The organism is Streptomyces flavalbus (assembly GCF_042674625.1).
Taxonomy (GTDB): domain Bacteria; phylum Actinomycetota; class Actinomycetes; order Streptomycetales; family Streptomycetaceae; genus Streptomyces; species Streptomyces flavalbus.
The window spans coordinates 4,395,016-4,419,004 of the sequence record NZ_JBHTEB010000001.1 but is presented as its reverse complement, the minus strand read 5'-3'; the positions used below and the strand labels follow the sequence as shown (position 1 = coordinate 4,419,004).

The following is a 23,989-nucleotide window of genomic DNA, read 5'->3' as shown; positions in this document are numbered from 1 at the left end:
CTGCCGTCGCCGCAGACCAGCAGACCAGCAGACCCGCAGACCACAGGCGCCGCACCGGCACGGGGGTCGCCGGTCGCGGTGGCCACCCGTCACGGCGGCTACCTGTCACGCGGCTACCGCCCGCAGTGGCTGCCGACCGCGCTCTACCGGTCACGGTGGCTACCGGTCACGGCAGCTACCGCCCGCCCGCCGGTGCCCCGGGCACGCCCTTAGGGGCCGGGGCCGGGTGGGCGGACAGGAAGGACGCCCAGCCCTGCCGGGGCGCCTCGCCGACCTTCAGGGTGCGCAGCTTGGCCAGGACCCGCGGGTCCTGGGCGTCCAGCCAGTCGACGAGCTGCCGGAAGGACACACAGCGCACGTCCTCCTTGGTGCACACCCGCTCGATGACCTCCTCGACGGCCCGCATATAGGTGCCGCCGTTCCAGGACTCGAAGTGGTTGCCGATGATCAAGGGCGCGCGATTGCCGTCGTAGGCGCGCTGGAAGCCCTGGAGCAGGCCGTCGCGCATCTCGTTGCCCCAGCGCTGGTGCTTGGCGGGATCGCCCTGGCTGGTGCTGCCCGACTGGTTGACCATGAAGTTGTAGTCCATGGCCAGTTGCTCGAAGGAATGGCCGGGGAAGGGCACCAACTGCATCGACAGGTCCCACAGGCCCTCCTTCTTCCCGGGCCAGACCTGGTTGTTGACGCCGCTGGTGTCATAGCGGAAGCCCAGTTCGCGGGCGGCCTTCGTGAAGTTGCGCTGGCCTTCGAGACAGGGGGTGCGGGCGCCGATCAGCTCCTTGTCGTAGTCGAAGGGCAGCGGCGCGGAGTTCCTCATGCCCGTGTTGGTCTTCCAGGACTTCACGAACGCCTTGGCCTGGGCGATCTCGTCCTTCCACTCCTCGACCGACCACTGGCCGACGCCTCCGCCACGGCCGCAGAAGTGACCGTTGAAGTGGGTCCCGATCTCGTTGCCCTCCAGCCAGGCCAGCCGTAGCTGCTGCACGGTGTCGGTGATGCCCTGCCGGTCGTTGAAGCCGATGTCGGAGCGGCCGGGCGAGTGCTGCGGGGGCCGGTAGAGATCACGCTTGTCCTCCGGCAGCAGGTACACGCCGCTGAGGAAGTACGTCATGGTCGCGTTGTTCTCCTTGGCGATCTGACGGAAGCGGGAGAACAGCTTCTGACTGTCCTCACCCGCGCCGTCCCAGGAGAACACCACGAACTGCGGCGGCTTCTCGCCGGGGCCCAGCCGCTCGGGTCTGGGCAGGTGCGGCTGCGCCCCAGTGAACGCGGTGGAACCGTCGCCGATCAGGCGCACCGCGCTCCTGGGCGCCGGGGCGGGCTTGGCCTTCTGCGGTCCGGCGGCCCCCTCCCCCGCACCGTCGGAGCCGGTCCCGCAACCGGCGAGTGACCCGGCACAGACCGCGGCGACCACGGCGCCCACGGCGATCCTCTGGGTGGCGACCATGTCCGCCCACCTTCTTCCTTCTCTCACGAACCCTGGCGAACTCGGTGACGGCGTCGCCAAGGTCGCACGAAAGGAAGAAAGGATTTATATGACAAGCCGATGAAATGCCCGCTTCACTCTTCAGAGTGATTGACTAGCCCGTTTGCCCGAAATATCCATGCTTGAGCTTTACTCTGCATTACGATTCATTTACTGATTGTTGATGCATCCCGCCGCTGTACGCCGTGACCCACGGCCGCGACCCGCCCCCGCCGTCGAGCGGGGACCACCTGTTCCGCGACCGCGCTGCCCCGGAGGAGACGGGAAACCATGTCAGCCTGCGCCCCCACCCGCCGCACCGCCGACGACTCACAGCAGTCGAAGCCCGTACGGCAGTCTCACAGCCCCCCGCCCGCCCGGCGCCGCCGCTTCCACGTGGCGGGTGCCGACGTCTCGGCGTCCATCGCCGTCTTCCTGATCGCCCTTCCCCTGTCCCTCGGCATCGCCCTCGCCACCGGAGCGCCGCTCCAGGCGGGCCTGGTCGCGGCGGCCGTCGGCGGCATCGTCGCCGGATGGCTCGGTGGCTCCCCGCTCCAGGTGAGCGGCCCCGCCGCCGGGCTCACCGTCGTCACCGCCGACCTCATCCAGCGCTACGGATGGCGGACGACCTGCGCCATCACCGTCCTCGCCGGTCTCGCCCAACTCGGCCTGGGCTGCCTGCGGGTGGCGCGCGGCGCGCTCGCCGTCAGCCCCGCCATCGTGCACGGAATGCTCGCCGGGATCGGCGTCACCATCGCCGTGGCCCAGTTGCACATCGTCCTCGGCGGCACCCCGCAGAGTTCCGTGCCCGACAACCTCGCCGCGCTGCCCGCGCAGTTGGCGGATCTCCAGCCCGCCGCGATCGTGGTCAGCGCGCTCACCCTGGCCCTGCTGCTGCTCTGGCCGCGGATCCCCGGCCGGGCCGGACGGCTGCTGCGGAAGGTGCCGCCCGCGCTGGTCGCCGTCGCCGGAGCCACCGCCGCCGCCTCGCTCGCCGGGCTGCGGCTGCCCAAGGTCGACCTGCCGACCTGGAGCAGCCACGCCCTGGCCGGGCTGCCCGAGGGACCGGTGCTCGGCCTCGTCACCGCCGTGATCACCACCACGCTGGTGTGCAGCGTGCAGTCGCTGCTCGGCGCGGTCGCCGTGGACAAGCTGACCGCGACCCGCGAGGCCGCCCGCCGGACCGCCAGCGACCAGACCAAGCCCAGTGCCCGCCCGGCCGCCCCCTCCGCGCCAACGGCCGCCCATACGGCCACCGCTGATACCCACGGCCCGGATCAGCCAGCCGCACGCCAGCCCTCCGCCGACCATCCCGCACCGGCCCCCCGCATCGGCCGGTCCGATCTCGACCGTGAACTCCTCGGCCAGGGCGCCGCGAACATCGTCTCCGGCACCCTCGGCGGACTGCCGGTCGCGGGCGTCGCGGTGCGCAGTACCGCGAATGTTCACGCGGGTGCCGTCAGCCGGAACTCCACGATGCTGCACGGCGTTCTCGTAGTAGTCGCCGCGCTGCTGATGGTCCCGATCCTGGAGCTGATCCCGCTCGCCTCGCTCGCCGCCCTGGTGATGGCCGTCGGCATCCAGATGGTGTCCCTGCACCACATCCGCACGGTGACCCGCCACCGAGAAGTGCTGGTGTACATCGTCACCACCCTCGGCGTGGTGCTCCTCGGCGTCCTGGAGGGCGTGGCGCTGGGCATCGCCGCCGCGGTCGGTGTCGCGCTGCACCGGCTCACCCGCACCCGTATCACCCATGAAGTGGAGGAGGGAGTCCATCACGTCCATGTGAGAGGGCAGTTGACGTTCCTCGCGGTGCCCCGGCTCAGCCGGACCCTGCACCACGTACCCCACGGGGCCGACGTGGTCGTCGAACTGGACGGCTCGTTCATGGACCACGCGGCGTACGAGACCCTGCAGGACTGGCAGAACACGCACACCGCGCAGGGCGGCAGCGTCGAACTGACCGGCCGCCGCGCCGGTACCCAGGCCGCCGAGCCCCTTGCCTCCCCGGCTCCAGGCCCCGAGCGGTCCGGAGTGACGGGTCAAACGCCCGTCGCCGACTGCCGCTGCCGCCCCTGGACGCCCTGGCGCAACCACCAGTGCGAGATCGTCACGTCCTCGGTGCCACCGGTGCCGTCGGCCTCGTCCGCGGGGACGTCCGGCGGGACCGGTGAGCCGACCAGCGACCCGTCCGTCGGGACCTCACAGGCGCCCGGGGCGGAGGAACGCCAGGAGACCGCCGCGAAAGGGAAGGAGGAGGAGGAGAGGAAGGGTGTGCCCGGGAGACCGGACACGTCCGCCGCCAAGAACCCCACGCACGACACCAGCAGCACCTACGGCCATTGCGACACCTACGGCACACACACCAACCCGGTCGGCCTGACCCCAAGCGGCACCCCCTCCGCGAACAACGGCTCGGACAACGACCCCGGCGGCCACGAGGGCCACGACGGCCACGACGGCCCCAGCAGGCTCGGCGCCCCCGGCGGCCTCGGCGGCGACCCCGGCGACAGCCCCGGCGGGCGTCACCTCCTCCGCGGCATCACCGCCTTCCAGCGCAACACCGCACCCCATGTCCGCGGTGAGCTGGCGCGGCTCGCGCGGGAGGGGCAGCGGCCGGTGCAGTTGTTCCTGACCTGCGCGGACTCCCGGGTCGTCACCTCGATGATCACCTCCAGTGGTCCGGGCGACCTGTTCGTGGTGCGCAACGTGGGCAACCTGGTCCCCCTGCCGGGCGAGGAGAGCGGTGACGACTCGGTGGCCGCGGCGATCGAGTACGCGGTGGACGTGCTCAAGGTGCGGTCCATCACGGTGTGCGGACACTCCGGGTGCGGAGCGATGCAGGCGCTGCTCAACTCCGGTGCGAGCAGCACCCGTACGCCGCTCGGGCGGTGGCTGCGGCACGGACTGCCGAGCCTGGAGCGCATGGCCGACGACAGCGGCACCTGGGCGCGGCTCGCGGTGCGCAGACCCGCTGACGCGGTGGAGCAGTTGTGCCTGACCAACGTGGTCCAGCAGTTGGAGCACCTGCGGGCCCACCCCTCGGTGGCGCGGGCGCTGCGGGAGAACGCTCTGGAACTGCACGGCATGTACTTCCACGTCGGTGAGGCCCAGGCGTATCTGCTCACCGAGGCGGAGGGCGGGGAGCACGTCTTCGATCATGTGCAGGGGCATACGGAAGGGGTGGATGAGCTGCGCAGTCCGGCGTGAGGACCGGACCTGGGTGAGGCTGCGGGCGGGGGCGCGGTGTGAGGGGCGTTACAGCCCCGAACGGTCCTGAACCCGGTCGGCGTGCCGTCCGTGGGAAGGGGCAACCGGTCCTAGCCCGCACCACCCCGTAGAGGTCCGCCCCCGTCCACCCCTCGTCCGTCCCCAGACTCCCCAGTTTTCGATCAAGGCCCGATCACCCGACGACAGGTCTAAACCAATTTCCCGTCGACCCTTGTCATCGGCCCCCCGGGTCTGATGAGCTGTGGCCTGGGACACAACGGACACCCTGGGAAAGGGAGATGTCGTGAGCAACGAAAGCCTGGCCAACCTGCTCAAGGAAGAGCGCAGGTTCGCACCCCCCGCTGACCTGGCCGCGGATGCCAACGTCACGGCGGAGGCGTATGAACAGGCCAAGGCTGACAGGCTCGGTTTCTGGGCCGCGCAGGCCCGGCGGCTGACCTGGGCCAAGGAGCCGACCGAGACGCTGGACTGGTCGAACCCGCCGTTCGCCAAGTGGTTCAAGGACGGCCAGCTCAACGTGGCCTACAACTGCGTCGACCGGCACGTGGAGGCCGGACACGGCGACCGGGTCGCCATCCACTTCGAGGGCGAGCCCGGCGACAGCCGCGCCCTCACCTACGCCCAGCTCAAGGACGAGGTGTCCAGGGCCGCCAACGCCCTGCTCGAACTCGGCGTGCAGAAGGGCGACCGGGTCGCCGTCTACATGCCGATGATCCCCGAGACCGCGATCGCGATGCTGGCCTGCGCCCGGATCGGCGCCGCGCACTCGGTGGTCTTCGGCGGGTTCTCCTCCGACGCCCTCGCCACCCGCATCCAGGACGCGGACGCCAAGGTCGTCATCACCTCCGACGGCGGCTACCGGCGCGGCAAGCCCTCCGCGCTCAAGCCCGCCGTCGACGAGGCCGCCGAGAAGGCGGGCACGATCGAGCACGTCCTGGTGGTGCGCCGCACCGGGCAGGACGTCGCCTGGCACGACGGCCGGGACGTGTGGTGGCACGAGCTCGTGGACCGCCAGTCCGCCGAGCACACCCCGGAGGCGTTCGAGGCCGAGCAGCCGCTGTTCATCCTCTACACCTCGGGCACGACGGGGAAGCCGAAGGGCATCCTGCACACCTCCGGCGGCTACCTCACCCAGGCCGCCTACACCCACCACGCGGTCTTCGACCTCAAGCCGGAGACGGACGTGTACTGGTGCACGGCCGACGTCGGCTGGGTCACCGGGCACTCCTACATCGTCTACGGCCCGCTGGCCAACGGCGCGACCCAGGTCATGTACGAGGGCACGCCCGACACCCCGCACCAGGGCCGCTTCTGGGAGATCATCCAGAAGTACAAGGTGTCGATCCTCTACACCGCGCCCACCGCGATCCGCACGTTCATGAAGTGGGGGGACGACATCCCCGCCAAGTTCGACCTGAGCTCCCTGCGCGTCCTGGGCTCCGTCGGTGAGCCGATCAACCCCGAGGCGTGGATCTGGTACCGCAAGCACATCGGCGCCGACCGCACCCCGATCGTGGACACCTGGTGGCAGACCGAGACCGGCGCCATGATGATCTCCCCGCTGCCCGGCGTCACCCACACCAAGCCCGGCTCCGCCCAGCGCCCCCTGCCCGGCATCTCCGCCACCGTCGTCGACGACGAGGCGAACGAGGTACCCAACGGAGGCGGCGGCTACCTGGTCCTGACCGAGCCGTGGCCGTCCATGCTGCGCACCATCTGGGGCGACGACCAGCGCTTCCTGGACACCTACTGGTCCCGCTTCCAGAACATGTACTTCGCCGGTGACGGCGCCAAGAAGGACGACGACGGCGACATCTGGCTCCTCGGCCGGGTCGACGACGTCATGCTCGTCTCCGGCCACAACATCTCCACCACCGAGGTCGAGTCCGCCCTGGTCTCGCACCCCTCGGTCGCCGAGGCGGCCGTGGTCGGCGCGGCGGACGAGACGACCGGCCAGGCGATCGTCGCCTTCGTCATCCTGCGCGGCACCGCCGCCGAGACCGCCGACCTCGTCTCCGACCTGCGCAACCACGTCGGCGCCACCCTCGGCCCCATCGCCAAGCCGAAGCGCATCCTGCCGGTGGCCGAGCTGCCCAAGACCCGCTCCGGCAAGATCATGCGCCGTCTGCTCCGCGACGTAGCGGAGAACCGGCAGCTCGGTGACGTCACCACCCTCACCGACTCCACCGTGATGGACCTCATCCAGGCCAAGCTCCCCGCGGCACCCAGCGAGGACTGATCCCGATCTCAGACCTGGAAAAGGGGGCACCCGGCGTGAACGCGCCGGGTGCCCCCTTTGTGCATAACATGAGGATCATCACGTTTACCCCACCACCCGGGGCACCTTAGGTAAAGTAAACAAAGTCCACTTAGGTAAACTAAGCAAAACCCCACTGCCAACCCCTCATGACAAGGTGCGCCGGGAAGTCTGGTCGGCATGTGCTCTGCCCTGCCCACCGACCGGAGGTCTCCCTTGCCCGCGCCCAGCACCACCGCCACCCGCAAGGCCCTCGGCCGCCTCTCCCTTACCGAGCGGAACTTCGTCGCCGAAGCGCTGCGCGCTGAAACGGTCGGCGGCGTGCTGCTGCTCCTCGCCGCGATCGCCTCACTCGTCTGGGCGAACATCCCGGCGCTGCACGACAGCTACGAGACGGTCAGCCACTTCCACATCGGCCCCTCCGCCCTCGGCCTGAACCTCTCCATCGAGCACTGGGCGGCCGACGGACTCCTGGCGGTCTTCTTCTTCGTCGCCGGTATCGAGCTGAAGCGCGAGCTGGTCGCCGGTGACCTGCGCGACCCGAAGGCCGCCGTGCTGCCGGTCGTGGCCGCCCTGGCCGGTATGGCCGTACCCGCGCTCGTCTATGCGCTGACCAACGTCGCCGGGGGCGGGTCGATGGACGGCTGGGCCGTGCCCACCGCCACCGACATCGCCTTCGCGCTCGCCGTGCTCGCCGTCATCGGCACCTCACTCCCGAGCGCGCTGCGCGCCTTCCTGCTCACCCTGGCCGTCGTCGACGACCTCTTCGCGATCCTGATCATCGCGGTCTTCTTCACCGACAGCCTCGACTTCGCCGCGCTCGGCGGCGCCGCGCTCGGCCTCGCGCTCTTCTGGCTGCTGCTGCGCAAGGGCGTACGCGGGTGGTACGTCTACGTCCCGCTCGCCCTCGTGATCTGGGCGCTGATGTACAACAGCGGCGTCCACGCCACCATCGCCGGTGTCGCCATGGGCCTGATGCTGCGCTGCACCACCCACAAGGGCGAGGCGCACTCCCCCGGCGAGCACATCGAGCACCTGGTGCGGCCCATCTCCGCCGGTCTCGCCGTCCCGCTGTTCGCGCTGTTCAGCGCGGGTGTCTCGGTGTCGGGCAGCGCGGTGCGCGACGTGTTCGAGCGGCCCGAGACCCTCGGCGTCGTCCTCGGCCTCGTCGTCGGCAAGACGGTCGGCATCTTCGGCGGCACCTGGCTGACCGCCCGCTTCACCCGGGCCTCCCTCAGCGACGACCTGGCCTGGGCCGATGTCTTCGCCGTCGCCTCGCTCGCCGGTATCGGCTTCACCGTCTCCCTGCTCATCGGCGAACTGGCCTTCGAGGGTGACACCGTACTGACCGACGAGGTCAAGGCCGCCGTACTGATCGGCTCCCTGATATCGGCGCTGCTGGCGTCCGTGCTGCTGAAGCTGCGCAACGCCAAGTACCGGCGGCTGTGCGACGCCGAGGACCGGGACGAGGACGAGGACGGCATCCCGGACATCTACGAGGAGGACAACCCGGCGTACCACCTGCGGATGGCCGAGATCTACGAGCGGAAGGCGGCCGAGCACCGCAGGATCGCCCACGTCAAGGACGAGGAGCGACGCGCGCTTGCCGAAGTGTCGGCCGGGGCAAGCGAGGAGGGGAACCGTCCGGCATGATCTGACGAGACGGTACAAAAGACGGGACCGTACGCAGTCAGGCACAGACGGAACCGCCCGCAGATGAGGGAGACAGCGATGAGCGCACCCGACGGCAGCCCGGTCGGCGCCGAACGCAGCATCGGAGAGCTGTTCGCCTCGGCGACAACGGACTTGTCGGCGCTGGTGCACGACGAGATCGCGCTCGCGAAGGCCCAGCTCAGGCAGGACGTCAAGCGCGGCGCGACCAGCGGCGGCGCGTTCACCGCGGCCGGTGTGCTGCTGGTGTTCTCGCTGCCGATGCTGAACTTCGCCCTGGCCTACGGCATTCACACCTGGAGCGACTGGAACCTCGCCCTCTGCTTCCTGCTGTCCTTCCTCGCGAACGCCCTCGTCGCGGTCGTCCTCGGCCTGATCGGCGTGGTGTTCGCCAAGAAGGCCAGCAAGAGCAAGGGCCCGCAGAAGGTGGCGGCGTCCATGAAGGAGTCGGCGGGCGTGCTCCAGAAGGCCAAGCCGCACCCGCGGCCCGAGCGGCGGGAGCTGACCGAGCTGCCGGGGGAACGCACCCCCGAGGCCATCGAGGCTGTGGCACGCTCATCGTCATGACGGATCCCGCCACCCCCGCGTCACCACCCGCCTCCGTGGTACGGCTCGACCTCCCCGGCGGGCGGGAGGTGACCCACCGCGATGTGGCCGCCAACGGCGCCCGCTTCCACATCGCCGAACTGGGCGACGGGCCGCTGGTGCTGCTGCTGCACGGCTTCCCGCAGTTCTGGTGGGCGTGGCGGCACCAGATGACCGCGCTCGCCGACGCCGGTTTCCGCGCCGTCGCCATGGACCTGCGCGGCGTCGGCGGCAGCGACCGCACTCCGCGCGGGTACGACCCCGCCAACCTCGCCCTCGACATCACCGGCGTGATCCGCTCCCTGGGCGAGCCGGACGCCGCGCTGGTCGGTCATGACCTCGGCGGCTATCTGGCGTGGACGGCCGCCGCGATGCGGCCCAAGCTGGTCCGGCGGCTCGCGGTCGCCTCCATGCCGCACCCCCGGCGCTGGCGGTCGGCGATGCTCACCGACCTCAGGCAGACCAGCGCGGGCTCCTACATCTGGGGGTTCCAGCGGCCCTGGCTGCCGGAGCGGCAACTCGTCGCGGACGACGGCGCGCTGGTCGCCCGGCTGATCCGGGAGTGGTCCGGGCCGCGGCTGCCCGACGACGCGGCGGTGGAGACGTACCGGCGGGCGATGTGCATCCCGTCGACGGCGCACTGCTCGATCGAGCCGTACCGCTGGATGGTCCGGTCCATGGCCCGGCCCGACGGCATCCAGTTCAACCGGCGGATGAAGCGGCCGGTGCGGGTGCCCACGCTGCATCTGCACGGCTCCCTCGACCCGGTGATGCGCACCCGCAGCGCGGCGGGCTCCGGGGAGTACGTCGAAGCGCCGTACCGCTGGCGGCTGTTCGACGGCCTCGGGCACTTCCCGCACGAGGAGGACCCCGTCGCCTTCTCCACCGAGCTGGTCAACTGGCTGAAGGACCCCGAGCCCGACCGGTGAAGACCTGGGTCCGGCCGCCGAGCACCCGGACACCCCGGCCCGACCCCTGTCGGTGACCGGCCCGACGCGCCCGGTACAAGGCCCGCGGAACACCTGTCCGGCGACTGCCAATTGCCCGGCGCATAGGCCAATTGAGGGCGCCGGAGGCGGTTATCGACCTTGGGCCAGGGGCAGACGTCGGGGTATGGGCTGGACGCACGACTTCAGTGACACAGCACGCAACCGCCGCTCGGGCCGCGCCCTGAGCACCCACCAGCGGGGCGGCACACCCCAGCTAGCGGGCACCGATCCGGGGGTGGGCATTCCGCGCATCCTGCGCCGCCGCGCCCGCTGGGTCTCCGTGCGCCTGCGTCACCCGCGCGGCTGACGACTCCCGGCCCCCGGCACCCGCCGCCTCACAGGGCGCAGCTATCGCTGTCCACCTGCTGGTTGGCGGTACGGCCCTCGGCGATGTCCTCCCGGATCTCGTCCGCGGTGAGGGCGTACCCGGTCTCGGCGTCGTCGAGGGACTTGGCGAAGACCACGCCGTAGACCTCACCCTCAGGGGTGAGCAGCGGACCGCCGGAGTTGCCCTGGCGGACGACGGCGTACAGCGAGTACACATCGCGGCGCACGGTGCCGCGGTGGTAGATGTCCGGGCCGTTGGCCGTGATCCGGCCGCGCACGCGCGCCGAACGCACGTCGTACGACCCGTTCTCCGGGAAGCCCGCGACGATCGCGCTGTCCCCACTGGCCGCGTCCTGCGAGGTGAAGCGGAGCGCGGGCGCGGACAGGTCCGGTACGTCGAGTACGGCGATGTCGCGCTTCCAGTCGTAGAGGACCACCGTGGCGTCGTACCGGCGCCCCTCGCCGCCTATCTGCACGGTGGGTTCGTCGACGCCGCCGACGACATGGGCGTTGGTCATGACGCGGCGGTCGTCGAAGACGAAGCCGGTGCCCTCCAGGACCTTGCCGCAACTCGTGGCGGTGCCCACGACCTTGACGATGGAGCGCTGGGCGCGGGCGGCGACCTCGCTGCCCGCGAGGGCCGGGTCGGGCGGCTGGACGTCCGTGATGGGCTCGTTGGAGAACGGGCTGAAGACCTGCGGGAAGCCGTTCTGCGCGAGGACCGAGGAGAAGTCCGCGAACCAGGTGTCGGCCTGGTCGGGCAGGGCCCTGGACACCCCGAGGAGCACCTTGGAGTTGCGGACCTCCTTGCCGAGCGTCGGCAGCGTGGTCCCGGCCAGGGCGGAACCGATCAGCCAGGCGACCAGCAGCATCGCCACGACGTTGACGAGGGCACCGCCGGTCGCGTCCAGCGCGCGGGCCGGGGACCAGGTGATGTGGCGGCGCAGCTTGTTGCCCAGGTGGGTGGTGAGCGCCTGGCCGACCGAGGCGCAGACGATCACGACGACGACCGCGACGACGGCGGCGGTCGTGCTCACCTCGGCGTTGTCCGTCAGGGCGTCCCAGATGACGGGCAGCAGGTATACGGCGACGAGGCCGCCGCCCAGGAAGCCGATCACCGACAGGATGCCGACGACGAAGCCCTGGCGGTAGCCGACGATCGCGAACCAGACGGCGGCGACCAGCAACAGGATGTCCAGCACGTTCACCGCTTCACGCCTCGCCTCGTCACTTCCGTCGCTTCGATCGCCGGGATCGTCGGTTCCAGCTCGGCGCCCACCCTGTCATGACCGCAGGTCGAGCGTGACCAGCCGGTCGCGGTCCCAGGGGCGCTCCCACCCCGCGTAGTGCAGCAGACGGTCGATCACTCCGGCGGTGAACCCCCACACCAGGGTCGATTCGACCAGGAATGCCGGGCCCTTGTGGCCCAGGGGGTGGATGGCCATCGCGCGGTTCGCCGGGTCAGTGAGATCCGCCACGGGGACGGTGAACACCCGCGCGGTCTCGTTCGGGTCGACGACGCCGACCGGGCTCGGCTCGCGCCACCAGCCCAGCACCGGGGTGACCACGAAGCCGCTGACCGGGATGTAGAGCTTGGGCAGCACGCCGAAGAGCTGTACGCCCGAGGGGTCGAGGCCGGTCTCCTCCTCGGACTCCCGCAGCGCGCACCACAGCGGGCCGTCGGCCAGCGGATCGCCGTCCTCCGGGTCGAGGGCGCCGCCAGGGAACGACGGCTGGCCCGCGTGGGAGCGCAGCGAGCTGGCCCGTTCCATCAGCAGCAGCTCGGGCCCGCGCTCACCCTCGCCGAAGAGGATCAGCACGGCGGACTGCCGACCCGCGCCGTCGTCCGGTGGCAGGAAGCGGCTGAGCTGTATCGGCTCGACCGTCTCCACCGCGTGCACCACCGGGTCGAGCCAGCCCGGCAGCCCCTCCTTGCTGAGCGTCACCTGACCGCCCCGCGTCTCACTCGCCCGCGTCATCGCCACCCCCGTTCTGCCCATTCCAACGCCCCGGTCCTCCGAGATCGTTCCAGCGGAGCGCACGGGATGTGCGGAATCCGGGAGATCATCCTGTCCCCAGCGGCGGCGCGGGCCTGCCCCCGGCGTCCAGGTACGCCTGCGGGGGGTTGAGCCGCTGGCCCGGCAGGCCGCCCTTCTCGTACTTCAGGAGCTTCTTCGCCTTCTCCGGGTCGGTCTCGCCCTCGCCGTACGCCGGGCAGAGCGGGGCGATGGGGCAGGCGCCGCAGGCGGGCTTGCGGGCGTGGCAGATGCGGCGGCCGTGCCAGATCACGTGGTGCGACAGGTCCGTCCAGTCGCCCTTGGGGAACAGCGCGCCGATCGCCGCCTCGATCTTGTCGGGGTCGGTCTCGTCGGTCCACTGCCAGCGCCGGACCAGCCGCTGGAAGTGCGTGTCGACGGTGATGCCGGGTCGGCCGTAGGCGTTGCCGAGCACGACGAACGCGGTCTTGCGGCCTACGCCGGGCAGCTTGACGAGGTCTTCGAGCCTGCTGGGGACCTCGCCGCCGAAGTCGGCCACCAGGGCCTTCGACAGCCCTATGACGGACTTGGTCTTGGCGCGGAAGAACCCGGTGGGCCGCAGGATCTCCTCGACCTCCTCCGGGTTGGCGGCGGCCAGGTCCTCCGGCGTCGGGTACTTCGCGAACAGCGCCGGGGTGGTCTGGTTGACGCGCAGGTCCGTGGTCTGGGCGGACAGCACCGTGGCGACGAGGAGTTGGAAGGGGTTCTCGAAGTCCAGCTCCGGGTGGGCGTACGGGTAGACCTCGGCGAGTTCCCGGTTGATACGGCGGCCCGGCGGACCAGCGCCGTACGGGACTCGCCCTGGGGCGGGTGCGCGGCGACGGTGCGGACGGGGGCGGCGCCCTTGACGGCCGCGTCGGCCTTCTTCGGGACGACGGCCACCTTCTTGGGCGGGGCGGCCTTCTTGAGGGGGGCGGAGGACTTCTTGGCTGGCGCCTTCTTGGCTGGCGCCTTCTTGGCTGGCGCCTTCTTGGCTGCGGTCTTCTTCGCTGCGGTCTTCGTGGCCGCCGTCTTCTCGGCTGCCGTCTTCTTGGCTGCCGCCTTCTTCGTCTTCGCCGCCTTCGTCGGCTTCATCGGATTCGCCGCTTCCTTCGCTTTCTTACCGCCATCAGGGCCCTGTTCGCCCACAGCGGAATCGCGACGTACACCCATCCGCGCAGCCCCCTAGCCCTGTGCTCTCACCGGCGATTTGGACACCCGGCAAGCGTACGGCCACCCACTGACATCCGCCCCGGACCCCGTGGATCAGCCCCCAATTGGACCCCTGCCGCTTACCAGGCGACACACGTGCGGCATCCTTGTGACAGATCACACTGTTTGGACCGTCCGGCAAAATGGGCACCACGGTCCCCTGGTACCAAGGGGGAGAAAGATCCCCTGAGCAGGTCGACAAGGAGAGAACTCGTGGACGACGTTCTGCGGCGTAATCCGCTCTTCGCGGCGCTCGACGACGAGCAGGCCGCGGAGCTGCGCGCCTCCATGAGTGAGGTGACCCTCGCACGGGGCGACTCCCTGTTCCACGAGGGCGACCCGGGCGACCGGCTCTACGTGGTCACCGAGGGCAAGGTCAAGCTCCACCGCACGTCCCCCGACGGCCGCGAGAACATGCTGGCCGTCGTCGGTCCCAGCGAACTCATCGGGGAGCTGTCGCTCTTCGACCCGGGCCCGCGCACCGCGACCGCCACCGCGCTCACCGAGGTCAAGCTGCTGGGCCTCGGCCACGGCGACCTCCAGCCCTGGCTGAACGCCCGCCCCGAGGTGGCCACCGCGCTGCTGCGCGCGGTCGCCCGGCGGCTGCGCAAGACCAACGACGCGATGTCCGACCTCGTCTTCTCGGACGTCCCGGGGCGCGTCGCGCGCGCCCTGCTGGACCTCTCCCGCCGCTTCGGCGTGCAGTCCGAGGAGGGCATCCACGTCGTGCACGACCTCACGCAGGAGGAGCTGGCCCAGCTCGTCGGCGCCTCGCGCGAGACGGTCAACAAGGCGCTCGCGGACTTCGCCCAGCGCGGCTGGCTGCGCCTGGAGGCGCGCGCCGTGATCCTGCTGGACGTGGAGCGGCTGGCCAAGCGGTCCCGCTGAACCGGAGTCCCGCTGAGCCGGAGTCCGCTGAACCGGGCGGCCCGCGCGGGCTCTAGATGAGCCCGTGCTCCGTCAGGTAGTCGAGCTGTGCCCGGACGGACAGTTCCGCCGCGGGCCACAGGGAGCGGTCCACGTCGGCGTAGACGTGGGCGACGACCTCGCGCGGGGTGCGGTAGCCGTCCTCGACCGCCGTCTCGACCTGGGCGAGCCGGGTGGCGCGGTGGGCGAGGTAGTACTCGACGGCGCCCTGGGCGTCCTCCAGGACCGGCCCGTGGCCCGGGAGCACGGTGTGCACGCCGTCGTCGACCGTGAGGGACCTCAGACGGCGCAGGGAGTCCAGGTAGTCGCCGAGACGGCCGTCAGGGTGCGCCACCATCGTCGTACCGCGCCCCAGGATCGTGTCGCCGGTCAGGACGGCCTGGTCGGCGGGCAGGTGGAAGCAGAGCGAGTCCGCGGTGTGCCCCGGCGTCGGGACGACGCGCAGCTCCAGACCGCCCACCCTGACCGTGTCCCCGGCCGCCAGGCCCTCGTCGCCGAGGCGCAGCGCCGGGTCCAGGGCCCGCACCTTCGTGCCGGTCAGCTCGGCGAAGCGGGCGGCGCCCTCGGCGTGGTCGGGGTGGCCGTGGGTGAGCAGGGTCAGGGCGACGCGGCGGCCCGCGGCCTGTGCCGTCCCGACGACGTGCCGCAGGTGCCCCTCGTCCAGCGGGCCCGGGTCGACGACGACGGCGAGGTCGGAGTCGGGTTCCGCCAGGATCCAGGTGTTGGTGCCGTCCAGGGTCATCGCGGAGGCGTTGGGCGCTAGGACGTTGACGGCCCGCTCGGTGGCGGGGCCCGTGCGGACACCGCCCCGAGGCTGGCCGGGCAGGGTGCTTGCGTCCGTCATGCGGGGGCTCCACCGGTCGGGATGTGCTTGGTGAACTCGTCGTGGCCTGGCCAGGACAGCACGATCTCGTCGCCGTCCAGCCGCGCCGTCGCCAGCACCGGCGTCAGATCACGCTCCGGCGCCGCGGCGAGGGCGTCGGCGGCCGTGGTGTACGGCGCGAGCTGGCGCAGGGTGGCGATGGTGGGCGGCATCATCAGCAGCTCGCCCTTGTCGTACGAGGCGGCCGCCGCTGAGGGTCGTATCCACACCGTGCGGTCCGCCTCCGTGGAGGCGTTGCGGGTGCGCTGGCCTTCGGGGAGGGCGGCCACGAAGAACCAGGTGTCGTAGCGGCGCGACTCAAACTCGGGGGTGATCCAGCGGGTCCAGGCGCCGAGCAGGTCCGAGCGCAGGACCAGGCCGCGGCGGTCCAGGAACTCCGCGAAGGACAGCTCCCGGGCGACCAGGGCGGCGCGGTCGGCCTCCCAGTCGGCGCCCGTCGTGTCGCCCACCACGGCGTCGGGCGTCGGTCCGGCAAGCAGGACGCCCGCCTCCTCGTACGTCTCCCGGACCGCCGCGCAGACGATCGCCTGTGCCGCCGCCTCGTCGACGCCGAGCCGGTCGGCCCACCACGCGCGCGTGGGGCCCGCCCAGCGGACGCCTCGGTCGTCGTCGCGCGGGTCGACGCCGCCGCCCGGGTACGCGTACGCGCCCGCGGCGAAGGCCATGGAGGCGCGTCTGCGCAGCATGTGGACGACGGGTCCGGCGTCACCGTCTCTGAGCAGCATGACGGTGGCCGCGCGCTTCGGGGTCACCGGTGTGAGGGTGCCGTCCGCCAGCGCGCGGATCCGGTCCGGCCACTCCGGGGGGTACCACTGACCGTTCGCCATGGCCGGAGGCTATCCCGTAGTGCGCGGATGTTCGAGAGCCGACGATCATCCGCCCGACGTGCGGCCCACCCGACGCAGGGGCGGCGATCCGCCCCACGCGCGCGGAAGGCACCCGCTTTAGGAGAGCGGTGCTCTACGCGCGGCCCGCGTGCCGGGCCACGCTCCGTACGTCATCGCGCTACGTGCGGGGAGCGGCGATCCGCCCCTACGCGTGCGTGGGTGACGCCTACCCCTCCGTCACCTCCACCTGGATCTCCACCTCCACGGGGGCGTCCAGCGGCAGCACCGCCACGCCGACCGCGCTGCGCGCGTGCACGCCCTTGTCGCCGAGGACCTCGGCGAGGAGTTCGCTGGCGCCGTTGAGGACGCCGGGCTGGCCGGTGAAGTCGGCGGCCGAGGCCACGAAGCCGACGACCTTCACGACGCGCACCACGCGGTCCAGGTCACCGACGACGGACTTCACCGCGGCCAGCGCGTTCAGCGCGCAGGTGCGGGCGAGCTGCTTGGCCTCGTCCGCGGTGACCTCGGCGCCCACCTTGCCGGTGACCGGCAGCTTGCCGTCCACCATGGGCAACTGGCCCGCCGTGTAGACGTACGGGCCGGTCCGCACGGCGGGCTGGTAGGCCGCCAGCGGCGGCACGACGTCCGGGAGCGTCAGGCCCAGCTCGCCGAGGCGCGCCTCGACCGCGCTCATGCCTGCTTCTCCCGCTTCAGGTAGGCCACCAACTGCTCGGGGTTGTTCGGGCCCGGCACCACCTGGACGAGTTCCCAGCCGTCCTCGCCCCAGGTGTCCAGGATCTGCTTCGTGGCGTGGACGAGCAGCGGCACGGTTGCGTATTCCCACTTGGTCATGGGGCCGACTGTATCCGCTGCCGACCAGCGGTCCCGCAGGTCCCACACGCCTGGCGCCGGAACGATTGTCGTACCGGGTGGGCAGTTATCCACAGCCTCCGGCGTAGGCCGGGCGGGAACTGGTTACGCTCGAAGATGTGAGCAGGCTCCAAGTCGTCAGCGGCAAGGGCGGGACCGGTAAGACCACGGTCGCCGCCGCTCTCGCGCTGGCCCTGGCCACGGAGGGGAAGCGGACGCTCCTCGTCGAGGTCGAGGGTCGGCAGGGCATCGCCCAGCTCTTTGAAACGGAGGCGCTGCCCTATGAGGAACGGAAGATCGCGGTGGCTCCCGGCGGCGGGGAGGTGTACGCCCTCGCCATCGACCCCGAACTGGCCCTTCTGGACTACCTCCAGATGTTCTACAAGCTGGGGGGCGCCGGACGGGCCCTGAGGAAGCTCGGCGCGATCGACTTCGCCACCACCATCGCGCCCGGCCTGCGCGACGTCCTGCTGACCGGCAAGGCGTGCGAGGCGGTCCGCCGCAAGGACAAGCAGGGCCGCTTCGTCTACGACTACGTCGTCATGGACGCACCCCCGACGGGCCGCATCACCCGCTTCCTGAACGTCAACGACGAGGTCGCCGGGCTCGCCAAGATCGGCCCGATACACAACCAGGCGCAGGCCGTGATGCGGGTGCTGAAGTCACGGGAGACGGAGGTGCACCTGGTGACGCTGCTGGAGGAGATGCCCGTCCAGGAGACCGCCGACGGCATCGCCGAACTCCGCGCGGCACGGCTCCCGGTGGGCCGGATCATCGTGAACATGGTGCGTCCGGACGTCCTGGACGCCGACGAGCTGGAGCTGCTGCGGATGGTGCCGCGGGCCGCGGTGGCCCGCTCCCTGTCGGCCGCCGGGCTGGGCGGTTCGCGCCGCGGACAGCACGCGGAGCGCCTGGTGGACCCGCTGCTGACCCAGGCCGAGGAGTACGCCGAGCGGTACGCGCTGGAGCACGAGCAGCGCACCGCCCTGGCCGAACTGGGCCTGCCGCTGCACGAGCTGCCGCTGCTCACCGAGGGCATCGACCTGGCGGCCTGTACGAACTGGCCACCGAGCTGCGGAAGCAGGGGATGTCATGAGCCCGGACCCGGCCGAGCACACCGCGAACCCGTACGACCCCGACCGCCCGGTCCCGCCCGGGCACACCCCCCACCCCCACGACCCGGGCCGCCCGCACCCCCACCACCTGTCCCCCATGCGCACCCTCGACGTCGACCCCCTGCTGGACGACCCGGCCACCCGCATCGTCGTCTGCTGCGGCGCGGGCGGCGTCGGCAAGACGACCACGGCGGCGGCGCTGGGGCTGCGCGCCGCCGAGCGGGGCCGCAAGGTGGTCGTCCTGACCATCGACCCCGCGCGCAGGCTCGCCCAGTCCATGGGCATCGACTCGCTGGACAACACCCCGCGCCGGGTGAAGGGCGTCGAGGGCGACGGCGAGCTGCACGCGATGATGCTCGACATGAAGCGCACCTTCGACGAGATCGTCGAGGCGCACGCGGACGGCGAGCGGGCGGCGGCGATCCTCTCGAACCCCTTCTACCAGTCACTCTCGGCGGGCTTCGCGGGCACGCAGGAGTACATGGCGATGGAGAAGCTGGGCCAGCTCCGGGCGACGGACGAGTGGGACCTGATCGTCGTCGACACCCCGCCGTCCCGGTCGGCGCTGGACTTCCTGGACGCGCCCAAGCGGCTCGGCTCGTTCCTCGACGGCAAGCTGATCCGCGTACTGCTGGCACCGGCGAAGGTCGGCGGTCGCGCGGGCATGAAGTTCCTGAACGTCGGGATGTCGATGATGACCGGCGCGCTGGGCAAGCTGCTGGGCGGTCAGCTACTGAAGGACGTACAGACCTTCGTGGCGGCGATGGACTCGATGTTCGGCGGCTTCCGCACCCGCGCGGACGCGACGTACAAGCTCCTCCAGGCGCCCGGCACGGCGTTCCTGGTCGTCGCGGCGCCGGAGCGGGACGCGCTGCGTGAGGCGGCGTACTTCGTGGAGCGGCTGGCCGCGGAGGACATGCCGCTGGCCGGTCTCGTACTCAACCGGGTGCACGGCAGCGGCGCCGCCCAGCTTTCCGCCGAGCGGGCACTCGCCGCCGCGGAGGAGCTGGAGCTCGACGGTCCCGCCGCCGAGGAAATTTTTGCGGAGCCCCGCATTGTCGATCAGTTGGACGGGAAAGCTGGACTTCGTAACTCCCCCGACACGTCCGGCAGTTCAGCTTCCGAGCCGGGTCCCGACGGAGGCTCCCCCGCCGCCAGGGACACGGAGAGCAGGGATCCAGCCGCCGACACCGAGCGATCCGTCGACCAGCTCGCCGCGGGCCTGCTGAGGCTGCACGCCGAGCGGATGCGGCTGCTCTCGCGTGAGCAGCGCACGCGTGACCGCTTCACCGCGCTGCACCCCGAGGTGGCGGTGGCCGAGGTGGCCGCGCTGCCCGGCGACGTCCATGACCTCGCGGGACTGCGCGACATCGGCGACCGGCTCGCGGACAACAGGCCGGAGCTACCCGAGCCGTCCGCGTAGCGCCGACCTACATAAGGCGGTTGACGTGGGCGTGCGGGAGAAGTGCCTGAGCCCGACTGCCTGAGCTAGACACCAGGTGGGTGAGGTGAGCCTGTAGGTGAGGGGCCGGAGACCCTCAACTCACCGCCGCATAGTTCTCGTACACCTCGTCGCTGTCGAGGGGAACCAGCCCGGCTCCCCGCTCGTACTCCAAACGCGCGGTCTCCAGCAGTCGGCGCCAGGAGGTCACGGTGGGCCGCCTGCGCAGCAGTGCGCGGCGCTCCCGTTCCGTCATGCCTCCCCACACGCCGAACTCGACGCGGTTGTCGAGCGCGTCGGCCAGGCACTCCGTCCGCACCGGACACCCGGTGCACACCGCCTTGGCTCTGTTCTGCGCTGCTCCCTGAACAAACAGTTCATCCGGATCGGTAGTGCGGCAGGCCGCCTGCGCACTCCAGTCGGTTACCCAGCCCATACCGGCGCCGTCCTCTCCCGAATCGAGGCTCCCCCACGGCGGCAGCGGCATATTCACCGCCGCCAGTTGAGGACGTTACGGAAGGTGGGCACAGCGCAACACCCCCTTCGGGCCCAATCTTGGATGGCCCGAACGGACTATGGGTAAGCGGCAGATCACCCGCGGGAGTGAGCTGGCGACATGCGCGGCAATCCCGACGTAGCGGGATGTTTCTGTTGGGCCACAACGGACGCCAGATGACACACAAGGCCGATTCGGACACGGCTCCCACACGCCCCCAGTGCGCCCCGACACACCCCAGACGGCGGAAACCGAAGAACGCACGGGCCCCGGGGCGACCCGGCGAGGCCCGGGAGACCCGAGGGGAGCCATGGATTCCGAGAAACCCGTGGAGATCCGGAACGATTCGGGGTCGCCGGACGTATTGATACATGACCGCACTGCTGTGACAGTTGAGAGCAGCTTAGGCCAAGGCCTGCGTGCGTGTCCGGCGAATGGGGAACGCGGCCCGTTCCGCTTTGCCGTGCCGTGACTTGTCCTGCCCCCACCCAGCGTGATCCGGGAAGGCGGGCGGGCGGATCTCCGCGCGCGAGGGCTTCACCGTGCCGAGACCGACCGCTCCCGCGGATCGCTCATCTCTACGGATTAGGCTGCCCTCATGCCAAAGAAGCGCTCGGGCGGTGGTCTGTCGCCAACGCAGCAGGCCGCGAAGTTCCTCGGTGTCAGTGTCCTCGCGGGAGCCCTCATGGCGGGCATCGCCTTGCCCGCCGTAGGGGCGCTCGGCCTTGCCGCGAAGGGCTCGGTCGAGAGCTTCGACGAGCTTCCGGCCAACATGAAGACCCCGCCGCTGAGCCAGCGCACCACGATCCTCGACGCCGACGGCGGCCAGATCGCCACCGTCTACTCCCGCGACCGTACGGTGGTCGAGCTCGAGGACATCTCGCCGTACATGCAGAAGGCGATCGTCGCGATCGAGGACTCCCGCTTCTACGAGCACGGCGCGGTCGACCTGAAGGGTGTCCTGCGCGCGCTCAACAAGAACGCGCAGAGCGGTGGCGTGGCCGAGGGCGCCTCGACCCTCACCCAGCAGTACGTGAAGAACGTCTTCGTGGAGGAGGCGGGCGACGACCCGACGAAGGTCGCGCAGGCCACCCAGCAGACCATCGGCCGCAAGATCCGCGAGCTGAAGTACGCGATCCAGGTCGAGGAGGAGCTGGGCAAGAAGAAGATCCTGGAGAACTACCTCAACATCACGTTCTTCGGCCAGCAGGCGTACGGCGTCGAGGCCGCCGCCCGCCGCTACTTCTCCAAGTCCGCCAAGGACCTCAACCTCCAGGAGTCGGCCCTGCTGGCGGGCATCGTCCAGTCGCCCAGCCGGTACGACCCCGTCAACGACGAGGCCGAGGCCACCAAGCGGCGCAACACCGTGCTGCGGCGCATGGCCGACGTCGGCAACATCTCGAAGGCCGAGGCCGAGAAGGCCGCGGGGAAGCCCCTGGGCCTGAAGATCAGCAACCCCAAGAACGGCTGCATCACGGCGGTCAAGAACGCGAGCTTCTTCTGCGACTACGTGCGTGAGGTGTTCCTGAGCGACCCGGTCTTCGGCAAGACCAAGGAGGCCCGGGCCAAGATCTGGAACCAGGGCGGCCTGACGATCCGCACGACCCTCACCCCGCAGGCGCAGAAGTCGGTCCAGCAGTCGCTGGAGAGCCACATCAACAAGGACGACTCGGTCGCCGCGGCGGTCACCCTGGTCGAGCCGGGCACCGGCAAGATCCTCGGCATGGGCCAGTCGAAGCCGTACGGCTACGGCAAGAACGAGACCGAGATCAACTACTCGGTCAACCACAGCGTGGGCGGCTCCAACTTCGGCTTCCCGACCGGTTCGACGTTCAAGCCGTTCGTCGCGGCGGCGGCGCTGGAGGAGGGGCGGCCGGTCACCCAGGAGTACTCGTCGCCGTACGAGATGCCCTACCCGGAGCCGGTGCAGACGTGCAGCGGCAAGCCGTGGACGAACGAGAGCAACGAGACGGTCCCCAACGAGAGCGAGTCGGAGGTCGGTCCGTACCGGCTGAAGGAGGCGATGGCGCTCTCCGTCAACACCTACTTCGTGCAGATGGTCGCCGACATCGGCCTGTGCCCGGTGATGAACATGACCGACGGCCTGCACGTCGTCCAGGGCAACGGCGACAAGCTGCCCGAGGTGCCCGCCATCTCCCTCGGCTCCAAGGGCATCTCCCCGCTGACGATGGCCAGCGCGTACGCCGCCTTCGCCTCCCGGGGCATGTACTGCACGCCGGTCGCCATCACCTCGATCACCCAGAAGATCGGTGACAAGGCGAAGTCGCTGGAGGTGCCGAAGTCGACGTGCTCGCGCGCCATGAGCGAGAAGACCGCGGACACGGTGAACACCCTGCTCCAGGGCGTGGTCGACTCCGGTACGGGTCAGGAGGCCGGTCTCACGGACCGCGCCAACGCCGGTAAGACGGGTACGACGGACGAGCGCAAGAACGCCTGGTTCGTCGGCTACACGCCCAACCTGTCGGGCGCGGTCTGGGTCGGCAGCGCCAGCCAGCAGGTCAAGATGACCAACCTGAGCATCGGCGGCGTCTACCACGCCCAGGTCTACGGCGGCTCGGTCCCGGGTCCCATCTGGCGCGACGCGATGACCGGTGCGCTGGAGGGCAAGGAGGCGCCGCCCTTCAACCTCGTCGACATCCCGAACCCCGACAAGGACAAGGACAAGGACCGGGACGACGACGGTGATGACGACGGCGACAACGGTGACAACGGCAACGGCAACGGCGGTCTCATCGGCGGCCTGATCGGCGGCGGCGACGGGGGCGGCGGCGACGCGACCGGGGGCGGCGACGGCGGCACCGAGCCGGACCCGACCTTCTCCATCCCGGAGAACTTCGTGCAGGGGCAGGGCGGCAACGGCATCGGGGGGCGGGACTGAGTCTCGTAGACGACCGGACTCATGGAGACGACTGACCGGCGGCCGTGAGCCGAGGTGGTGCCCCTGGGTGCGCGGAAGCGCGTTACCAGGGGCATCGCCATTACCGACATGATCACGCCAACGTGTCGGTAAGGGCTTTCCCGGCTCCTTGGGCAGATGACATGATCACGACCGGCGCCCCACCAGGGCGCTTTCGTCTGCTGTCGCCCATGGAGGACACGTGAGATTCCGGTCACGGATCGGTGTGATGTTCGGTGCCCTGCTCAGCTCCCTCGCCCTGGCCCTCATGATCCCGAGCTCCGCGTCAGCGGCGGCGCTCGCCTGTGACAACTTCGGCTGCGACGGTCACGACCCGAACATCCAGACCTGGCAGACCGGACCGGTCTCCCCGTACGGCCCCTACCAGCTCGGCGGATCGTTCCTCTACGAGCTGCGCTGGGGCCAGACGGACGGCGACCAGTACAGCTGGGCGCGGCTGCACTACATCAGCGGCTCCAACGAGGGCGACTGGACGGTGTACGTCCAGCGCTGCACCAAGGACCAGTCGACCTGCTACTGGCGGCTCGGCGCGAAGTCGGGCGGCGCCTCGGGCTGGACCGCCAAGATCCCCGGCGGCACCAACTACTACTGGACGCGCACCCCGATGTACTACAACCCCTCGACCCACATGATGCGGGCCTGCGTCGAGGACCCGTCGGGCAAGCAGAGCTGCACCCCCTGGTATTAGTCGGGCCCGGGGCCGTCCCTTCGACGGCCCCGACCGACCACGGGCGGGACGA

At 70.6% G+C, this 23,989-nt stretch carries 18 protein-coding genes and 2 pseudogenes; 11 read left to right on the top strand and 9 right to left on the bottom strand.

Annotation, left to right across the window (positions count from 1 at the left end; all coding sequences use genetic code 11):
- Positions 1 to 175: 175 nt before the first annotated feature.
- Positions 176 to 1,447 carry a hypothetical protein gene (locus ACFQZ6_RS19905; protein ID WP_381611048.1) on the bottom strand — a complete coding sequence of 424 codons (1,272 nt, stop codon included), beginning with the start codon at positions 1,445 to 1,447 and terminating at the stop codon, positions 176 to 178.
- Between the two features lie 309 nt (positions 1,448 to 1,756).
- Here ACFQZ6_RS19905 and ACFQZ6_RS19900 point away from each other — a divergent pair, with 309 nt between their 5' ends.
- The 6 genes from ACFQZ6_RS19900 (at position 1,757) to ACFQZ6_RS19875 (ending at position 10,505) form a co-directional block, all read left to right on the top strand.
- Positions 1,757 to 4,675, top strand: a complete 2,919-nt coding sequence (locus ACFQZ6_RS19900; RefSeq protein WP_381611046.1) for a SulP family inorganic anion transporter — start codon at positions 1,757 to 1,759, stop codon at positions 4,673 to 4,675.
- Between the two features lie 304 nt (positions 4,676 to 4,979).
- Positions 4,980 to 6,935 carry an acetate--CoA ligase gene (gene acs, locus ACFQZ6_RS19895; protein ID WP_381611044.1) on the top strand — a complete coding sequence of 652 codons (1,956 nt, stop codon included), beginning with the start codon at positions 4,980 to 4,982 and terminating at the stop codon, positions 6,933 to 6,935.
- 198 nt (positions 6,936 to 7,133) lie between these two features.
- Positions 7,134 to 8,606: a Na+/H+ antiporter NhaA gene (nhaA, locus tag ACFQZ6_RS19890; RefSeq protein ID WP_381611043.1), complete on the top strand. Its 1,473-nt coding sequence runs from the start codon at positions 7,134 to 7,136 to the stop codon at positions 8,604 to 8,606.
- A 78-nt stretch (positions 8,607 to 8,684) separates the two neighbouring features.
- Positions 8,685 to 9,191 carry a phage holin family protein gene (locus tag ACFQZ6_RS19885; protein WP_381611041.1) on the top strand — a complete coding sequence of 169 codons (507 nt, stop codon included), beginning with the start codon at positions 8,685 to 8,687 and terminating at the stop codon, positions 9,189 to 9,191.
- Positions 9,188 to 10,138, top strand: a complete 951-nt coding sequence (locus ACFQZ6_RS19880; protein ID WP_381611039.1) for an alpha/beta fold hydrolase — start codon at positions 9,188 to 9,190, stop codon at positions 10,136 to 10,138. Before ACFQZ6_RS19885 ends, ACFQZ6_RS19880 begins: the two co-directional genes overlap by 4 nt.
- A 184-nt stretch (positions 10,139 to 10,322) precedes the next feature.
- On the top strand, positions 10,323 to 10,505 hold the full coding sequence (locus ACFQZ6_RS19875; protein ID WP_381611037.1) for a hypothetical protein: 183 nt from the start codon (positions 10,323 to 10,325) through the stop codon (positions 10,503 to 10,505).
- Between the two features lie 28 nt (positions 10,506 to 10,533).
- Here the strand turns inward: ACFQZ6_RS19875 and ACFQZ6_RS19870 are convergent, their stop codons facing one another.
- The 3 genes and pseudogenes from ACFQZ6_RS19870 to nth form a co-directional block, all read right to left on the bottom strand.
- On the bottom strand, positions 10,534 to 11,733 hold the full coding sequence (locus ACFQZ6_RS19870) for a MarP family serine protease (protein ID WP_381611035.1): 1,200 nt from the start codon (positions 11,731 to 11,733) through the stop codon (positions 10,534 to 10,536).
- A 75-nt stretch (positions 11,734 to 11,808) separates the two neighbouring features.
- Complete coding sequence (locus ACFQZ6_RS19865) at positions 11,809 to 12,504, bottom strand: NUDIX hydrolase (RefSeq protein WP_381611033.1); 696 nt, start codon at positions 12,502 to 12,504, stop codon at positions 11,809 to 11,811.
- Between the two features lie 85 nt (positions 12,505 to 12,589).
- Positions 12,590 to 13,713 (bottom strand): annotated as a pseudogene (gene nth / locus ACFQZ6_RS19860) (endonuclease III).
- Positions 13,714 to 13,965: 252 nt separating this feature from the next.
- Between nth and ACFQZ6_RS19855 the strand changes: the two are divergent.
- Positions 13,966 to 14,640, top strand: a complete 675-nt coding sequence (locus tag ACFQZ6_RS19855; RefSeq protein WP_020129286.1) for a Crp/Fnr family transcriptional regulator — start codon at positions 13,966 to 13,968, stop codon at positions 14,638 to 14,640.
- Positions 14,641 to 14,692: 52 nt separating this feature from the next.
- On the opposite strand, the gene ACFQZ6_RS19850 is transcribed toward ACFQZ6_RS19855, so the two are convergent.
- The 4 genes from ACFQZ6_RS19850 to ACFQZ6_RS19835 all read right to left on the bottom strand — a co-directional run bounded on the left by ACFQZ6_RS19850 (position 14,693) and on the right by ACFQZ6_RS19835 (position 17,241).
- Positions 14,693 to 15,523 carry an MBL fold metallo-hydrolase gene (locus tag ACFQZ6_RS19850; protein WP_381611031.1) on the bottom strand — a complete coding sequence of 277 codons (831 nt, stop codon included), beginning with the start codon at positions 15,521 to 15,523 and terminating at the stop codon, positions 14,693 to 14,695.
- On the bottom strand, positions 15,520 to 16,389 hold the full coding sequence (locus ACFQZ6_RS19845) for an NUDIX hydrolase (protein WP_381611030.1): 870 nt from the start codon (positions 16,387 to 16,389) through the stop codon (positions 15,520 to 15,522). The genes ACFQZ6_RS19850 and ACFQZ6_RS19845 overlap by 4 nt, the downstream gene beginning before the upstream one ends.
- A gap of 226 nt (positions 16,390 to 16,615) precedes the next feature.
- Entirely contained in the window at positions 16,616 to 17,083 is a 468-nt protein-coding gene (locus tag ACFQZ6_RS19840; protein ID WP_381611028.1) for a RidA family protein, read from the bottom strand.
- The gene (locus ACFQZ6_RS19835; RefSeq protein WP_003975360.1) at positions 17,080 to 17,241 is read right to left on the bottom strand and encodes a DUF4177 domain-containing protein; all 162 of its coding nucleotides are present in this window, start codon (positions 17,239 to 17,241) and stop codon (positions 17,080 to 17,082) included. Before ACFQZ6_RS19835 ends, ACFQZ6_RS19840 begins: the two co-directional genes overlap by 4 nt.
- A 137-nt stretch (positions 17,242 to 17,378) precedes the next feature.
- Here ACFQZ6_RS19835 and ACFQZ6_RS19830 point away from each other — a divergent pair.
- Together ACFQZ6_RS19830 and ACFQZ6_RS19825 are read left to right on the top strand one after the other, a co-directional pair.
- A pseudogene (locus ACFQZ6_RS19830) lies at positions 17,379 to 18,355 on the top strand (ArsA family ATPase).
- A complete protein-coding gene (locus ACFQZ6_RS19825; RefSeq protein WP_381611026.1) occupies positions 18,352 to 19,797 on the top strand; it encodes an ArsA family ATPase in 1,446 nt (481 codons plus the stop codon). The pseudogene ACFQZ6_RS19830 and the gene ACFQZ6_RS19825 overlap by 4 nt, the downstream one beginning before the upstream one ends.
- Before the next feature lie 115 nt (positions 19,798 to 19,912).
- Here ACFQZ6_RS19825 and wblA read toward each other — a convergent pair whose 3' ends face one another.
- Complete coding sequence (wblA, locus tag ACFQZ6_RS19820) at positions 19,913 to 20,251, bottom strand: transcriptional regulator WblA (RefSeq protein WP_210923016.1); 339 nt, start codon at positions 20,249 to 20,251, stop codon at positions 19,913 to 19,915.
- 658 nt (positions 20,252 to 20,909) lie between these two features.
- On the opposite strand from wblA, the gene ACFQZ6_RS19815 reads away from it, so the two are divergent.
- Both ACFQZ6_RS19815 and ACFQZ6_RS19810 read left to right on the top strand, forming a co-directional pair.
- The gene (locus tag ACFQZ6_RS19815; protein WP_381611024.1) at positions 20,910 to 23,210 is read left to right on the top strand and encodes a transglycosylase domain-containing protein; all 2,301 of its coding nucleotides are present in this window, start codon (positions 20,910 to 20,912) and stop codon (positions 23,208 to 23,210) included.
- Between the two features lie 220 nt (positions 23,211 to 23,430).
- The gene (locus tag ACFQZ6_RS19810; RefSeq protein ID WP_381611022.1) at positions 23,431 to 23,937 is read left to right on the top strand and encodes a hypothetical protein; all 507 of its coding nucleotides are present in this window, start codon (positions 23,431 to 23,433) and stop codon (positions 23,935 to 23,937) included.
- Positions 23,938 to 23,989 lie beyond the last annotated feature (52 nt).

What these genes read in the sequence shown, in the direction of transcription:
- ACFQZ6_RS19905 (WP_381611048.1), bottom strand. Translation starts at nt 1,447, where the DNA reads ATGGTCGCCACCCAGAGGATCGCCGTGGGCGCCGTGGTCGCCGCGGTC.
- ACFQZ6_RS19900 (WP_381611046.1), top strand. Translation starts at nt 1,757, where the DNA reads ATGTCAGCCTGCGCCCCCACCCGCCGCACCGCCGACGACTCACAGCAG.
- nhaA (WP_381611043.1), top strand. Translation starts at nt 7,134, where the DNA reads ATGTGCTCTGCCCTGCCCACCGACCGGAGGTCTCCCTTGCCCGCGCCC.
- ACFQZ6_RS19885 (WP_381611041.1), top strand. Translation starts at nt 8,685, where the DNA reads ATGAGCGCACCCGACGGCAGCCCGGTCGGCGCCGAACGCAGCATCGGA.
- ACFQZ6_RS19880 (WP_381611039.1), top strand. Translation starts at nt 9,188, where the DNA reads ATGACGGATCCCGCCACCCCCGCGTCACCACCCGCCTCCGTGGTACGG.
- ACFQZ6_RS19875 (WP_381611037.1), top strand. Translation starts at nt 10,323, where the DNA reads ATGGGCTGGACGCACGACTTCAGTGACACAGCACGCAACCGCCGCTCG.
- ACFQZ6_RS19865 (WP_381611033.1), bottom strand. Translation starts at nt 12,504, where the DNA reads ATGACGCGGGCGAGTGAGACGCGGGGCGGTCAGGTGACGCTCAGCAAG.
- ACFQZ6_RS19850 (WP_381611031.1), bottom strand. Translation starts at nt 15,523, where the DNA reads ATGACGGACGCAAGCACCCTGCCCGGCCAGCCTCGGGGCGGTGTCCGC.
- ACFQZ6_RS19845 (WP_381611030.1), bottom strand. Translation starts at nt 16,389, where the DNA reads ATGGCGAACGGTCAGTGGTACCCCCCGGAGTGGCCGGACCGGATCCGC.
- ACFQZ6_RS19840 (WP_381611028.1), bottom strand. Translation starts at nt 17,083, where the DNA reads ATGAGCGCGGTCGAGGCGCGCCTCGGCGAGCTGGGCCTGACGCTCCCG.
- ACFQZ6_RS19835 (WP_003975360.1), bottom strand. Translation starts at nt 17,241, where the DNA reads ATGACCAAGTGGGAATACGCAACCGTGCCGCTGCTCGTCCACGCCACG.
- ACFQZ6_RS19825 (WP_381611026.1), top strand. Translation starts at nt 18,352, where the DNA reads ATGAGCCCGGACCCGGCCGAGCACACCGCGAACCCGTACGACCCCGAC.
- wblA (WP_210923016.1), bottom strand. Translation starts at nt 20,251, where the DNA reads ATGGGCTGGGTAACCGACTGGAGTGCGCAGGCGGCCTGCCGCACTACC.
- ACFQZ6_RS19815 (WP_381611024.1), top strand. Translation starts at nt 20,910, where the DNA reads ATGCCAAAGAAGCGCTCGGGCGGTGGTCTGTCGCCAACGCAGCAGGCC.